This is a genomic window from Proteinivorax tanatarense (assembly GCF_040267685.1).
Taxonomy (GTDB): domain Bacteria; phylum Bacillota; class Proteinivoracia; order Proteinivoracales; family Proteinivoracaceae; genus Proteinivorax; species Proteinivorax tanatarense.
In genome coordinates this window covers 2561273-2576176 of the sequence record NZ_CP158367.1, presented here as the reverse complement: position 1 = coordinate 2576176, position 14904 = coordinate 2561273, and the positions used below count along the sequence as shown (strand labels likewise).

The following is a 14904-nucleotide window of genomic DNA, read 5'->3' as shown; positions in this document are numbered from 1 at the left end:
GATAGGATGCGTTTAGAATTTGAAAAGGTACAAAAAGTTGGTCAGGGTAAAAGTCCTGACCTTCTCCATTTTTATGACAATGAGGCTCAAGTAATATCTATAGAAAAGGGAAGACTTTATGGGAAGGCAACAAAAACACCTTTAGGTACTTGGAGCCAAAGGAAGTTTGAACAAAAGGTGGATATATCTGTAGATGATGATATAAAGTATTTTGGTATTAACCTTTTAGGTGGCTTTGGTGCGGTTGGAGCTTACAAGACCGGTGATATCCATAAGCTTTTAATCTATGAGCTTGAGATAGATTTAAGCCCATATTTAGAAAATGCAAGTATTCAGTATGATATAAATAGCCCGGTATCTAGCTTTGAATTAAGTGTAGAAAATGTTAAAAACCCTGACCCTGAAAAGCAAGGAAATGTAGGAATTTCAGAGCATGAGTCATACCTTACCCCAGGCTCAAGGATAAACTTTAGCTTTAAGATGGGAGATAGTGATTTTTACGATTTAGGAAGATTTTATATTGATAGATCTAATTACAGACTATTAGATCACGCTGCCGCTTGTAACGGCAGAAACTTAATGGGAAAAGCACTAAAAGATCAGTCCTTTGATGAAAATACAGTTTTAAGTTATAAATACATCCATGAGCATATAAAAGATATTTTAATTTTAGCTGGGGTCAGCCCATATAACATAGTGGTACAAGCATCTAACGTTAAAGCAGGCTATGAATTTGACCCTAATATGGATTATCTTAGCGGAATAAAAGACATTTTAAAAAGTGAAGACAACTGGAAGATAGAAGAGTTAGTAGATGGAAGGCTTGTAGCAGGAAACAATAGTTATGGAGCTTTTGATACGAGAAGCATCTACCAATTTCAAAGAGGCAGTGAGGTTTTTTCAAGAAGCATAGTTCGAGATGATATGGATTCTTACAGAAGGGTTTGTGTCCATAACGGAGGGTTTGATATTCAAATTTATAAAGATGTAAAAGTCTATCAAGGCTGGAACCTAAGAGGAAATAAAACTCTGTATGTAACTATACCTGAAGGAACAACTAAAGACGATGCACAAAACTATGCAGATAATATAGCTAAACAGTTAGAATACGTCGGGAAGGTTGAAACCTTCACAGGGCCCTTTAGACCCTATCTTCTAATTGGAGATGAAGCTGTGATTATAGATGAAAAAGATGCCGATAATTTAGGCCTTATAACTCAAATAAGGCACAGGTTTGGAAAAGGAGGTTTTTCTACTGAATTTACAGTAGATAGTGGAGGCCAAATCGGCCAAGGTAGACTAACAGATTATATAAGTAAAATAACTCAACATAAATCTAGCAGCAGAATTTATGATGAGGATTAGTGATATAAACTAAGGCGCTTATGATTTAAAGGCTAACTACCTTTTTACCATAAAGCGCCTTTTTATATAGATAAATTAAAAAGAAAGTGAGGGAAGTTAATGAAGGAAATACTGACCTACGCTCAAATCGCATTTGCTGCAGTCGGCGGTTATATCGGGTGGTTTTTAGGGGGAGTTGATGGCTTTTTGTATGCCTTAATAGCCTTTGTAGTTGTGGATTATATTTTAGGTGTGATGTGCGCTATAGTCGAAAGGCATCTCTCAAGCGATATAGGTGCTAAGGGGATATTTCAAAAGGTAGTTATTTTTGTACTTGTAGGGATTGCCAATGTAATCGACAGCAACGTAATTGGTGATGGAGGTGCTATCCGCACGGCTGTCATCTTTTTTTATCTTTCCAATGAAGGAATTAGCATCACAGAAAATGCAACAAGACTTGGTTTGCCAGTACCAGAAAAACTGGTAGAGGTCTTAGAACAACTTAAAGAAGGGGAGGATGAGGATGACGTTAAGTAATTTAAAAACTAAATTTATGACTAGAAATGATTGCTATACAGCAGGTAGAACCATTACACCGAAAGGTATCATGGTTCATTCTACAGTAACACCGGGAGTGATGGCAGGTTCCTGGTTTAGTAGGTGGAATAAATCCTACAGAGCCGGAGAGATTAACAGGCAGGTTTGTGTCCATGCCTTTTTAGATGATAAAGAGATATGGCAGTACCTGCCTTGGAACCATAGGGGCTGGCATGCAGGAGGAGCTGCGAATAATACCCACATTGGTTTTGAGATTTGTGAACCTGCAGGGCATTCATTTCGAGGTGCTACCATGGTTGGCTATGACGTAAAGAAAAATGAAGCTTATTTTAGAGCTGCTTGGAAAAATGCAGTAGACTTATGTGTATTTTTATGCAAAAAGTACGGCTTAACTGAAAAAGATATCATTGGTCACGCTGAAGGTCACAGGAAGGGGATTGCCAGCAATCATGCAGACCCCGATCATTGGTTTCCTAAGCATGGAGAGAGTATGGACAGTTTTAGAGCTGCTGTGAAGATAGGGTTAAAAAATCCTAAAAATGAAGATTTTTATGTAGGAGATATTGTGAAAATCAAAGACGCTGCAAATCGTTATTATCCTAACGGGCCCCAAATTCCGTCTTGGGTAAAAAGCACGAATCATAAAATCACCCAAAATCGCTCGAACGGAAAAACAGTCTTAAGAGGTGGTAGAAAGGCGGTACTGCTAGGAAAGAAAATCCACAAGCGTACAGGGGACGAATCACCGGGCATTATGACATGGGTTGATAAAGAGATTTTAGAACTGGTGGATGTGGAAAAAGAAGAAAAAGGGGCAGCACCGGAAAAACTATATCGAGTTCAAGTGGGTGCTTTTGGCAAAGAGGAAAATGCAAAGGCGTTAATGGGCCGCTTGCAAAAAGCAGGGTTTGATGCGTATATGAGGTATGAATAAATTCAACAGTATTAATTACCCGAGGAGTGTAAAAGCTCTTCGGGTTATTTTTATGCCTTTTTAGGGGTTCGATTTTCTTTAAATTTTCGCATATAGGTACAGGGGTTTCCTGTAGAAACGGAGGTTACCTATATGGAAATTACAAAGATTACTAAAGAGCAAAACCCACTGGCGGTTTCAGGTCGAAAGCCTATTAGTCATGAACAGCTTCAAAGAGAATTTGATTATCATCGGGCTGAAAAAGTTCTTCGTAAGATGCTAGAAAAGGAGCTTATATCCCAAGAAGAATTTAGTAAAATTATGCTTTTAAATCGGAAATCTTACTCCCCTATTTTAGCACAGCTAATGCCTGATAAACCTTGATATAGTGGGCGTTCAGAGGTAATATGTAACATACCTTAAAGGAGGTGAATCAGGTGAGAAAGGTGACAAAAATACAAGGAAACGAAAGTGTGGCGGCTAAAAAAAACAAGCTTCGTGTTGCGGCCTATGCCAGGGTCTCAACAGACAATGTAAAACAGCTGGTCAGCCTTGATGTGCAAAAGCACCACTATGAAACTTATATTAAAGCAAACTCTGACTGGGATTTTGTAGGGATATATTACGATGAAGGTATTTCAGGAACTAAAAAGGATAACCGAGCAGAGCTTCAGAGACTCATTAAAGATTGTGAGGACCGAAAAATTGACTTCATCATAACGAAATCAGTTAGTAGATTTGCAAGAAACACAACGGATTGCTTAGAGCTTGTCAGAAAGTTGACTAACATTGGGGTGTTTATTTATTTCGAGAAGGAAAACATCAATACACAGTATATGGACAGCGAGTTGATGCTAAGCATTTTAAGTAGCCTAGCAGAAAACGAATCAATCTCAATTTCAGAGAATAGCAAATGGGCCATTAAAAGAAGGTTTAAAGATGGAACCTATAAGATTTCCTACCCGCCCTATGGGTATGACTGTGTAGATGGAAGCATCGTCGTAAATCAAAAGCAGGCTGAGGTCGTCAAACGAATCTTTACAGATGCGTTATCGGGAAAGGGTACTGAACGGATCGCTCAAGAACTAAATTCTGATGGGGTGCCCACAAAAAAGGGTGGCCAATGGAGAGCAAACACGATCCGGGGCATTCTTCAAAATGAAAAGTATACTGGAGATTTGCTCATGCAAAAAACTTATACCGATGAGACTTTTACCAGGCGAAGAAACAAAGGTGAATTGGATCAGTACTTTATAGAAAACCACCACGAAGCCATCATCAGTCATACTGATTTTGAAGCTGCAAATGAAGCAATCAAACAGCGGGGAAAAGAAAAAGGGGTCAAAAAAGACTGCAGTAAATATTTAAACCGCTATCCTCTTTCAACAAAAGTTATATGCGGTGAATGTGGCAGCACCTTCAAAAGAAGAATTCACAGTTCAAAAAGAAATAAGTATATCGCATGGTGCTGTTCCAAACATATCTCAAATATTGAAAAATGTTCCATGATTTACATTAGAGAAGACAGAATTCATGAAGCTTTTATACTAATGATGAATAAACTGATCTACTCCTATAAAGTAATGCTAAGACCACTTCTTCAAAGTTTAAAGTCCACAGATTATGCGGTTAATATTAATCAAGCGCAGGCAATTGAGTCAAAAATCGAAGAAAACGCTGAACAGCTTAAAGTGCTAGTAAATCTTATGACGAAAGGGTATCTGGAGCCTGCTCTTTTTAATAGTCAAAAGAATGAGCTAATCGAAGAAGCCAAAAATCTAAAAGAGAAAAAGGATATGCTCTATCGGTCAATCAATGGTGAAGTAAATAGAGTGACCGAGCTGGAACAGCTTATAAAATATGTTTCAAAAACTGATACCATCCTAGAATTTGATGAGGACCGATTTGAACAGTTTGTTGATAAAATTATTGCCTTTTCACCAACTGAAATAGGTTTTGAGCTAAAATGCGGCATTACACTGAGAGAAAGGATGAAAAGATAAATGCCACACATACCTTATGGATATAAAATCGAAAAAGGCGCAGCGGTTATTGACCAAGAAGCTTCAGCAAGAGTTAAGGAACTTTACCGCATTTACCTCTCGGGCCTTTCTCTAAGTAATGCTGCCAAAGAAGCAGGGATAAAGGGATACCATTCAACAATTGCAAAGATGCTTACAAATAAGCGGTATCTTGGAGACGGTTATTATCCACAGATTATTGATAAAGGTACATTTGAACAGGCTGAAGCTGAAAGGTTAAGGCGAGCCAAAATGCTAGGGAGAATCAGAGAGGGTGTGGGGAAGAAAAAGAGCCTAAAAAAATATTCGTTCTCTATGGAAAAACCAGAACAGCTTTACGATGATCCTTTTAAGCAAGCAGAGTATGTTTATAGCCTGATAGAAAGCGAGGTGATTGAAGATGGCAATGAATAGAAGCGTTACGGTTATACCGGCACGTGCCCGAAATCGAACTGGAGAAAAACAAGAAGAAAAACCAAAACTAAAAGTAGCGGCTTATTGTAGAGTATCAACAGATAGTGAAGAGCAAGCATCCAGTTATGATGTGCAGGTACAGCATTATACTTCTTATATTGAAGGGAACACTGAGTGGGAATTTGCTGGAATCTTCGCAGATGACGGGATTTCAGGAACTAACACAAAAAAGCGTGAAGAGTTTAATCGGATGATTGAAGCCTGCATGGCAGGAAACATCGATATGATCATTACCAAATCCATCAGCCGATTTGCCAGAAATACTCTGGACTGTTTAAAGTACATCCGGAAGCTAAAGGATAAAGGTATTGCTGTATTTTTTGAGAAAGAAAACATCAACACCATGGACTCCAAGGGTGAGATTATGCTGACCATCATGGCTTCCCTGGCCCAGCAAGAGAGCCAATCATTAAGCCAAAACGTGAGGTTGGGTATTCAGCATCGATACCAGCAAGGTGAAATTCAGGTTAACCACAACCGTTTCCTCGGCTATACCAAAGATGAAAACAAGCGTCTGGTTATCGAACCGATAGGAGCAGAGGTGGTAAAGCGTATATACCGAGAATACCTTGAAGGGGCAAGCTTACTTCAAATCGCACGAGGATTGGAAGCGGACGAAATACTGACTGCTGCAAACAAGAAAAAATGGCGACCAGAAACTATTAAGAAAATCTTGCAAAATGAAAAGTACATCGGTGATGCCTTGCTACAAAAAACATATACCGTCGATTTCCTTTCCAAGAAGCGAGTTGTCAATAGCGGCATTGTTCCACAATACTATGTTGAGAACAGCCACGAGCCCATCATCCCGCGTGAAATTTTCATGCAGGTGCAGGAAGAACTTGTAAGAAGGACCAACCTTTATACAGGAAAGAGTGGAAAAAAGCGAGTTTACAGCAGTAAGTACGCTCTATCCAGCATTGTTTACTGCTCAGAATGTGGCGAAATATACAGAAGGGTCCATTGGAACAATCGAGGATGCAGGTCCATAGTCTGGAGATGCGTCAGCCGTCTAGAAGAAAAAGGCTCCGACTGCTCTTCCCCAACTATTAATGAAGAGGTTCTAAAAGCAGCGGTTGTAAAAGCGATGAATGAAGTGTTAAGCGGGAAAGAAACTTTCCTAGCAGTCTTGAAAGAGAATATTGCCACCGTTTTGAGTGAAGGTAGCGACAAAGCCACAGTAGACATTGATGAAAAACTGGAGGAACTTCAAAAAGAACTATTAAGGCGGGCCAACTCCAAAGAGAAATATGAGGATGTGGCGGACGAGATATACCGCCTTAGAGAATTGAAGCAAAGTGCGATGGTTGACAATGCAGAGCGTGAAGGAAAAAGGCAACGTATCGCTGAGATGGCTGAGTTTATAGATGAGCAAACAGAAGAGTTGGAAGGATATGATGAGCAGCTGGTAAGAAGACTCATTGAGAAAGTGACGATTTTTGAAGAGAAGTTTAAGGTTGAATTTAAATCAGGTGTTGAGATTGAGGTATAAAAAATAGCGCTTTTAGCTGACCACCAATCAAGAGACAGAGCTTGATTGGTGGTCCTTTGTCTGAAGTTAATTGAATATTGATGCCATGAAGTATATAATTATATTAACAATGCTGTTGATATTGAGATTGTTTAGGAGTGGACAACATGAAAGGTGTAAATAAGATGGAGGGAAGTTTGAAGCCTATAGAAAAGACAGTTTCTAATCAGCAGAGGCACAAAAAAGGAGAATCAAAAAAATAGAGTCAATAGACTTTGAGCATAGGTGTGGATAGTAATAATACTAAGGGGTGGGAGAATTGAGTAGAGAGTTATTCGAAAAATGGCTAAAAGAAACTACAAACTTAGTAAACGGGACTATAAATTCATATAGTTCTGCTATAACAAGTGCTAGTAGTTTTGGGCTAAAGGAAGGTATTATTCATCAGGATATTTATGAAATTAAAGATGTTGCAGTATTAAATGAAGTAATTAATGTACTTGAATCAACAGAAACTTATCTTGAAAAAAACACATCTTCTAACAGGAGATGGAGTTCAGCTTTGGAGCACTATAGACAGTTTATAATGGCTGTTAGCGAAGATAATAATATGGACACAAAAGAAAACAAAATCTTAAAAAGCATTTATTTAAAAAGTGAGTTTGAAAGATGGATTAGTGAACAGGTACAGGGCAATGGAAGACCGTATTCGACTCATACACAAAAAGGTTATATTTATTCTCTTGAGAAGGCATGTAGTGAAATTGAAAACCTAGATATAGAGGATAGTGATTTATTTACTATTACATCCTTAGCAGAGTTTAAAAGTGTAGAAGAAAAAATAAGAAATAATAATGATTTTGGGCGAGTTAATCAAAAATTTGGGAACGGTCAACTTTCTGCAGGAATGATAAAATATAGTGATTTTTTAGCAGAAAGAAATCCAGTAAGTTTATCGATACAAAGTGATGAAAAAAGGAAAGAGAGCAAATATGAATGGACGGGGTTCTACGAAAAAACAGCTAAGGTTTTATTAAAATATAAAGATGATCGTTTAAAATTAATAGATGGAGTAAATGAAATATTTAATAGGATAGGTATGAAGAATCCATTGACGAAAAAATTAGCTGATGGGACAGAAGAGATATTAAGGGATGTTTGCCCTTTTACAATATTTGGACTATTCAACAAAGGTATTACAGATAAAAACAGAATCTTAATAATGGAGGAGCTTTCCAACTTCCTTGGTATAGAAGAAAAAGTTCCAACTTCATTTGAAGGTATTCCTGTATTGAATAATATGAAGTCTTGGTTCTTCGGTGATGAGGAGCATAGAAAGGAGGAAGATATTGATAATCTATGGGAATTATTCGAGGTGGCTATAATTTTATCGGGAAATTATACAGAGGCAAACAAAAAACTCTTTATAAATATATACGATAAGGTAATTCAGCAGCATGGTATTCAATGGAATATTACATTTGGATTATACTGGGTAAGGCCTTGGGATTACTTAACCCTAGACAACAATACAAGAACGGCTTTAACGGAGAAACTAAAGATTAAAATACCACGTAATTCTTCAAAAAAGACTTGTGCTGGGGCTGATTATATTAGATTGGTTGAGTTGATGAAAGAAAAGTTTGATGAGGGGAATTACCCGGTTCATTCTTTTCCAGAACTATCATATAAGGCTTGGAGTGGTGAAATCGAAACTACAGTAAAAGCAACCATACCTGATGTTGATGTTACAACTCAAATAGAATATAAAGCCTATACAAAAGAGGACTTCTTATCTGATGTTTTTATTAGTGAAGAAAAATATCAAACAATAAAGTCACTGTTAAAAAGAAAAAAGAATCTAATATTACAAGGAGCACCTGGTGTAGGCAAGACATACGCAGCTAAAAGATTAGCTTATTCTATAATTGGTAAAAAAGATGAAGCAAGAATAAAGATGCTTCAATTCCATCAGAGTTATGCTTATGAAGATTTCATAATGGGATATAGGCCTAACGGAACAGGGTTTGAATTAAAGGAGGGGCCTTTTTATCAGTTTTGTAAATTAGCATCAGAAAATTTAGATGAAGATTACTTTTTTATTATAGATGAAATTAATCGAGGTAATATGAGTAAGGTATTCGGAGAGTTATTGATGTTAATTGAGGGTGATAAGCGAGGAGAAGAAATAATACTTACCTATTCAAAAGAACCTTTTTATGTACCAGAAAATTTGTATATTATCGGTATGATGAATACTGCCGATAGAAGTTTAGCGATAATTGATTATGCTTTAAGAAGAAGGTTCTCATTTGTTGAGTTAGAACCTGCGTTTGAAACAGATTCTTTTAAAAACCACCTATCGTTACAGGGTGCCAGTGAGGAACTGATAAATAAGATAAAAATGAGAGTTGGAAGTATAAATCTAGAGATTGAAAAAGATGTAAATTTAGGCAAAGGTTTTAGAATTGGGCATAGCTATTTTTGTAATTACTCTGAATCTGATAAATGGTATGAAGAGATAATTAAATATGAAATACAGCCTCTTATAAAAGAGTATTGGTTTGATGAAGAGGAAAAAGCAAATAATTTTGTTGAAGAACTGTTAAGGTGATCGTGATGGATGGTAACCCGAAAATACCAATAAAAAATATATACTATATGCTTTGTTATGCCTGGAATGTACTTGATCAATCAGATAATATTTTTTTAGGGAGCGAAAAGTTTGATAATATATACAACTTATTTGCAAGGATCTACATTAATGGGACAAGTAGTTTAATTAAAAGAGGGTTTAATAGATACTATATTCAAGAAAATAAAGCGACATCAACTCTAAAAGGAAAGATAAACATTTCAGACTCTATAAATCAACAGTCTTTCTCATACGGGAGTCTGGTGTGCCAGTTCGATGAATTTTCTAAGGATATTACGTTAAACCAAATTATTAAAACTACAACTAATATATTAATAAAATCACCATATCTAGATGCAGAATTAAGAAAGAAACTATTAAAAATTAGATTACATTTTTCTGAGATTAAAGATATTAGACTTTCTAAAACATTGTTTTCGTCCCTTCGATATAATAAAAATAACTATCACTATCGCATGTTAATAAATATTAGTGAATTAATCTATCAAGGATTAATTACCAATGAGGAAGATAAAAAATTTTCATTTTCAGATTTTGTAAGAGACAATCAGATGGCAAAGCTTTATGAGAAGTTTGTTTTAAACTTTTATAAAACCCATTTGGATGAGACAGTCTATAATGTACATGCCCCTAAATTAAAATGGAATCTTGACGAAGAAATTAATGAAGAATACATGTCACTTCTTCCAGAAATGAGAACAGATATAGTAGTTGAAAATAGGGTTAAGAATACCCAAACAATAATTGATACTAAATACTATGCACAGACACTAGTTACAAGCAATTGGGCAGATATTGAAAAGGTTCGAACAGGTCATTTATATCAGATTTTTGCCTATGTTTGTAATAGCGATTTTTTAGGAAGTAAAAAAGGAATGCTATTGTATCCCACAATAGAAAAAGAAATTAATGCTGTATTCCCCGTTGGTGGTAAAAATATAGAGGCAAGAACCTTAAATTTAAATGCAGAATGGCAAGATATAACAGACAGATTGCTATCGCTAGTAATCTAAAAGTATAGAGAATAAGATTTCATTTGAGATTAAAAACAATTACACGACTTTTAGCAGAAAAACTGAATGCTAGGTGATTTAAGGAGGGGATTTTAATGGATGAGAAAATTAGTAATAAGGATGAGTTGATAAAACAAGCTACAGATTCCTTTTTTATACTTATGAAGTTTGGTTCTAAGGAAAACTTGGAAAAGCTCCAGCAAGGCAAAGTATATATGAAGAATTTAGATTATTACATCAATTTGGAGAATGAAACTTCTAATGAGGATGTTGGGGATAAATTTGATGGACTAATGCCTATACATGATCTTGATATAAGCATTCTCAATCCGGAAACTAATGAACCAATACATAAATTTAAAGCTAATATGGCGACTATGAATTTAGGATTAAAGAAATCGCCGGTTATGTGTATGTATATTTTAGATTATAGAAATTTTACTAATGCGGATTTAAATGATGATATATTATCCATTGAATTTACCTTTACAGACGAGCAAAAGGAAAGGATATCAAAGTTTGGAGACAGCGTTTTATTAATTAAGAACACTCAAGAATTCTTTGAAAGAATGGAAAGAGGGTTAGTTGCCGATAAAGCCAGTTTCTCACGAGATAGAGTTAAGTATTATAATAAGAATATTCTACAGCACTTTCAAGAAGTAGCAGAAGATTATAGACGCATAGCTTTTTGGAAACGAAAAAAGTATGAGCACCAACAAGAGTATCGGTTTTTAGTTTTAAATAAAACTGTAGAAGATCATTACACATTTGACATAGAAGATTTAAGCGATATCTCAGAGATTGTACCTACGGAAGTAATACTTAATACTGTTACCGAAGTGAGACATAAAATTGGACTAATAGAGGAGTAGGCTATTAAGTAGATATGTTCCCCACTACCGATAGTTCTAAAAATGTTATGGATATGTTCCCCCATACGTCGGGGTTAAAAATCAACTTCTGACATCAATGCCATCAACTCAAGCCATGTTGAGACGGTCTGTATGATGTCTAAAATGTAAAGCCGAAAAGTATTGAAATTACTGAATTTCATAGATTGAAAGTAAATCTGTCAATTCGACTAAAACCCTTGATATGTGCTTGGGGAACATATCAAGGGTTTCTTTTGTGCAAAATTTGGGACTAAAAACAGATAAGGTTGAGTTGATAGACTAGATAACGTATAGGTTGAAAAGAAAGAATAGATGAGTCCCCCAAAAGAGTCCGCTGGAATAATCGAGGATGCAGACCCATTGTCTGGCGATGCGTCAGCCTCCTTGAAGAAAAAGGTTCTGCCTGCTCTTCTCCAACCCTCAACGAAAAAGTTCTAAAGACTGCGGTTGTAAAAGCAATGAATGAGGTATTGGCTGAAAAAGACACTTTCCCTGTAGTCTTAAAAGAGAACATCGCCGCCGTTGTAAATGAAGATAGCGACAAGGCTACAAAAAGCATTGATGAAAAACTGGCCACTCTTCAAAAAGAATTATTAAGACTGGCCAATTCCAAAGAAAATTATGAGGGTGTAGCGGGTGAGATCTGTCGCCCTAGAGAATTGAAGCAAAGTGTCTTGGTTGAAAATGTAGAGCATGAAGGTAAAAGGCAACGAATTATTGAAATGGCCGAATTCTTAGGTGAGCAGCCAGGAGAATTGGAAGAGTATGATGAGCAACTGGTAAGAAGACTCATTGAGAAAGTGACGATTTTTGAAGAGAAGTTTAAGGTTGAATTTAAGTCAGGTGTTGAGTGTGATGTTAAAGCTACGGTAATTGCTACGACACGAAATAATTGTAGAAAAAACACTTGAAAGTAAATTTGGCTCATGTTATATTGTATCTAACGTTAAATACAATATAACGTTAAGAATGTAAACTAGGAGTCGATCGAATATGAATGAACTAACCAATTCAATTATCGTTGATTTCCCGCTAAGAGGAGAGTGGTGGGCGTGCAACACACCAGCAAATGTTATTCCAAGTCATGGTACTGATATGCTGGGTCAACGATACGCGTATGATTTTGTAATGGTGGATTGGGTTCGCAAAGGCAGACCTTTCTATCATGGGAGTAGCCTGCAATACTATACGCTTGGGGTAACACTAAAAGAATGTTATGGTTGGGGGCGAGAAGTATATGCTCACTGTGACGGCAGAGTTATTACTGTAAAAGATGTAATAATTGAACGCAACAGGGTTCACTTGGTAAGAGACTTGTCAATTGCACTAAAAAACGCGTTTTTATTCAATCCTGCTAAACATGATATCCAAACTGTTGTAGGTAATTACGTTATAATTATGTGTGGAGAACAGATTTACGCACTTTTCGCGCACTTGCAGACGGATTCTATTGAAGTGGTGGAAGGACAGTATGTGAAGAAGGGAGATATTTTGGGGCGTGTTGGTCATTCGGGTAATTCCACAGCTCCACATCTTCACTTTCAGTTGATGGACAGTGCAGATATGTCCATTGCTAAAGGAATTCCCTGTGCCTTTAGCAATTATGAGATATTCGATAACGGCAAATGGTTATCGGTAAAGGATGGTGTCCCATCGAACAAAGATAGACTTAGGTTGGAATAAAAGACGATCAAAGGAGAGATGGTTGCGGTGACAGAAAATACAAAAGTAACAGATAAGGGTAGAATAGTTATGCACGAGGGCAGCAGAGTATTGATAGTATCATCGGAAGAGGATGTTCAAGTTATGTCGTCGCCTCAACGACAGCGTATCTTCAAGCTATTAAATATGGAGGGTGTTCCCTTGCATGGGAAAGAGATTGGCGATCGCTTAGGAGTTAAACCTGCGTCTGCACACTTCCATTTAAAAAAGCTAGAAAAAATTGGAGCAGTCAAACAAAGCCACACTGAGGTAGTTAATGGTATTACTGCTCGATATTACGAGGCGACGGCAGACTATTTTATCTTGGATGAGGATTTTTTAAATGAAATAGATGATGCTTTTACCAAACAAAAACTGCTCCTTCTTCGTAAAACTTTTGATACATTTCGTGATGATTTTATTAGTTCTTTACACCAGATCATGAAGGAAGAGCAGACTGGAGTTCAAAAGGAAAGTAAGCTACATCTGTTACTTGACTTTATGGTGTACTTGTCTACAGAGGATGAAGAAATGCTCCAAAAAGAAATGCAGGAAATTTTTTCTAAGTATAAAAAGCCCGCTTCTGGCAAGAAGGCGCACTCTGTCTTGTTTAGCATTAACAAAACGGAGAAGAAGTAAAAAAGTATAGAAGACATATAAACATGATATAAATGCATTTCGTTTTTGTCTGTGTGGTTATGCTCAAAGAGGTATCAGTTTACTATTAAGTAATTCGTCAAAAAAATGTATTTTTGCAAATTAAAAGGTTGCGAATTGGAAAGGATGAGTTGAGAATTGGAAAGGATGAAAAAAGTGATAATTAAAATAATATTAGTGATATTGATTATATTAATAGCAAGTACCATTTATCACCAAGTGCGTAAAAAAATAGAGTTCAAACAAAATCCACCTCCAGGAGAGATGATAAAAATAGGTGAGGATAAAATGCACATTTATGGAAAGGGAGAAGGTGATCTTACTATAGTTTTTACAAGTGGTGGAAGTGGTTTCACTTATGGTCATTTTTATGAGGCATTTAATGAGTTGGCTAAGGAAAATAGGGTTGTGGCTTATGATAGACCTGGCTATGGCTGGAGCGAATCAACATCTAGACCTAGAACACTTGAACAAATTAACAAAGATTTATATGAGTTGCTAGATAAGTCAGGTGAAACAGGACCGTATGTATTAGTTGGGCACTCTATAGGGGGTACAGAAGTATTACAATTTGCACAACGTTACCCTGAATTAGTAGCTGGTGTAGTGATGTTGGATGCAGGTTCTGTAAATTATCATAAGCAAGAACCTCCACTCTCTTGGTCTACCAATATAATTAGGTTCTCAAGATTTACAGGAATACTTAGATTTGAAACTTATGTTATGGATAAATTAAAGCCATCTATTTTAGAAGGGAGTCTTCCAAAGTCAGAAGAAGTAAGAGACCTATCTATGATGATGTTCTACAATAGATTATGCAACCGAAATGCTTTAGAAGAAATAAAGCAGCTTCCTAAAAATAAAGAACTAGGGAAAAATCTTGGGGATATTCCTTTATTGCTTTTAACAGCTAGTGAGAGTGAACCTAAACATCATGATATAGAAAGAGATGAACTCTTTATGGAAGATCAAAAAAGTCTCTTAGAATGGTCGACAAATAGTAAGCAGAAGATGGTTGAAGGGAGTCATATGTTTTTATTATATGAACCTGAGATTGTTATAGAGGAACTCTTAGATTTTTTAGATAATATGGTGGAGTGATTTCAAGAAAAAAGTAGAGAAGCGTACTTTCTTTATGTACTAATACAACCTTTGAAGTAGTGGGTGTTTTGACCTAAAACTATAAATTTTAAACGGATAGAT

General features: G+C 36.3%; 14 protein-coding genes. All 14 read left to right on the top strand.

Annotated features, from left to right (window positions below):
* The first annotated feature begins 6 nt into the window (after nucleotides 1-6).
* Nucleotides 7-1365, top strand: coding sequence for a hypothetical protein (locus PRVXT_RS12600; protein WP_350343216.1), 1359 nt, complete (start codon nucleotides 7-9; stop codon nucleotides 1363-1365).
* A 99-nt stretch (nucleotides 1366-1464) separates the two neighbouring features.
* Entirely contained in the window at nucleotides 1465-1881 is a 417-nt protein-coding gene (locus tag PRVXT_RS12595) for a phage holin family protein (RefSeq protein ID WP_350343215.1), read from the top strand.
* Nucleotides 1868-2836 (top strand): N-acetylmuramoyl-L-alanine amidase, encoded by a 969-nt coding sequence (locus PRVXT_RS12590; protein WP_350343214.1) that lies wholly within the window; start codon nucleotides 1868-1870, stop codon nucleotides 2834-2836. Before PRVXT_RS12595 ends, PRVXT_RS12590 begins: the two co-directional genes overlap by 14 nt.
* A 132-nt stretch (nucleotides 2837-2968) precedes the next feature.
* The gene (locus tag PRVXT_RS12585) at nucleotides 2969-3199 is read left to right on the top strand and encodes an SHOCT domain-containing protein (RefSeq protein WP_350343213.1); all 231 of its coding nucleotides are present in this window, start codon (nucleotides 2969-2971) and stop codon (nucleotides 3197-3199) included.
* A gap of 53 nt (nucleotides 3200-3252) precedes the next feature.
* On the top strand, nucleotides 3253-4818 hold the full coding sequence (locus PRVXT_RS12580) for a recombinase family protein (protein WP_350343212.1): 1566 nt from the start codon (nucleotides 3253-3255) through the stop codon (nucleotides 4816-4818).
* On the top strand, nucleotides 4819-5250 hold the full coding sequence (locus PRVXT_RS12575; RefSeq protein ID WP_350343211.1) for a recombinase family protein: 432 nt from the start codon (nucleotides 4819-4821) through the stop codon (nucleotides 5248-5250).
* On the top strand, nucleotides 5237-6802 hold the full coding sequence (locus PRVXT_RS12570; protein ID WP_350343210.1) for a recombinase family protein: 1566 nt from the start codon (nucleotides 5237-5239) through the stop codon (nucleotides 6800-6802). The genes PRVXT_RS12575 and PRVXT_RS12570 overlap by 14 nt, the downstream gene beginning before the upstream one ends.
* Before the next feature lie 298 nt (nucleotides 6803-7100).
* On the top strand, nucleotides 7101-9395 hold the full coding sequence (locus tag PRVXT_RS12565) for an AAA family ATPase (RefSeq protein ID WP_350343209.1): 2295 nt from the start codon (nucleotides 7101-7103) through the stop codon (nucleotides 9393-9395).
* Between the two features lie 5 nt (nucleotides 9396-9400).
* The gene (locus tag PRVXT_RS12560) at nucleotides 9401-10450 is read left to right on the top strand and encodes a 5-methylcytosine restriction system specificity protein McrC (protein ID WP_350343208.1); all 1050 of its coding nucleotides are present in this window, start codon (nucleotides 9401-9403) and stop codon (nucleotides 10448-10450) included.
* 95 nt (nucleotides 10451-10545) lie between these two features.
* Nucleotides 10546-11322: a hypothetical protein gene (locus PRVXT_RS12555; RefSeq protein WP_350343207.1), complete on the top strand. Its 777-nt coding sequence runs from the start codon at nucleotides 10546-10548 to the stop codon at nucleotides 11320-11322.
* 479 nt (nucleotides 11323-11801) lie between these two features.
* The gene (locus PRVXT_RS12550) at nucleotides 11802-12254 is read left to right on the top strand and encodes a DNA recombinase (RefSeq protein ID WP_350343206.1); all 453 of its coding nucleotides are present in this window, start codon (nucleotides 11802-11804) and stop codon (nucleotides 12252-12254) included.
* An 82-nt stretch (nucleotides 12255-12336) separates the two neighbouring features.
* Nucleotides 12337-13026: a M23 family metallopeptidase gene (locus PRVXT_RS12545; RefSeq protein WP_350343205.1), complete on the top strand. Its 690-nt coding sequence runs from the start codon at nucleotides 12337-12339 to the stop codon at nucleotides 13024-13026.
* Between the two features lie 27 nt (nucleotides 13027-13053).
* Entirely contained in the window at nucleotides 13054-13683 is a 630-nt protein-coding gene (locus PRVXT_RS12540; RefSeq protein ID WP_350343204.1) for an ArsR/SmtB family transcription factor, read from the top strand.
* Nucleotides 13684-13857: 174 nt separating this feature from the next.
* Nucleotides 13858-14802: an alpha/beta fold hydrolase gene (locus PRVXT_RS12535; RefSeq protein ID WP_350343203.1), complete on the top strand. Its 945-nt coding sequence runs from the start codon at nucleotides 13858-13860 to the stop codon at nucleotides 14800-14802.
* Nucleotides 14803-14904: the final 102 nt, after the last annotated feature.

Coding starts and splice junctions, on each gene's coding strand:
- PRVXT_RS12600 (WP_350343216.1), top strand. CDS start 7: ATGCGTTTAGAATTTGAAAAGGTACAAAAAGTTGGTCAGGGTAAAAGT.
- PRVXT_RS12595 (WP_350343215.1), top strand. CDS start 1,465: ATGAAGGAAATACTGACCTACGCTCAAATCGCATTTGCTGCAGTCGGC.
- PRVXT_RS12590 (WP_350343214.1), top strand. CDS start 1,868: ATGACGTTAAGTAATTTAAAAACTAAATTTATGACTAGAAATGATTGC.
- PRVXT_RS12585 (WP_350343213.1), top strand. CDS start 2,969: ATGGAAATTACAAAGATTACTAAAGAGCAAAACCCACTGGCGGTTTCA.
- PRVXT_RS12575 (WP_350343211.1), top strand. CDS start 4,819: ATGCCACACATACCTTATGGATATAAAATCGAAAAAGGCGCAGCGGTT.
- PRVXT_RS12570 (WP_350343210.1), top strand. CDS start 5,237: ATGGCAATGAATAGAAGCGTTACGGTTATACCGGCACGTGCCCGAAAT.
- PRVXT_RS12560 (WP_350343208.1), top strand. CDS start 9,401: ATGGATGGTAACCCGAAAATACCAATAAAAAATATATACTATATGCTT.
- PRVXT_RS12555 (WP_350343207.1), top strand. CDS start 10,546: ATGGATGAGAAAATTAGTAATAAGGATGAGTTGATAAAACAAGCTACA.
- PRVXT_RS12550 (WP_350343206.1), top strand. CDS start 11,802: ATGAATGAGGTATTGGCTGAAAAAGACACTTTCCCTGTAGTCTTAAAA.
- PRVXT_RS12545 (WP_350343205.1), top strand. CDS start 12,337: ATGAATGAACTAACCAATTCAATTATCGTTGATTTCCCGCTAAGAGGA.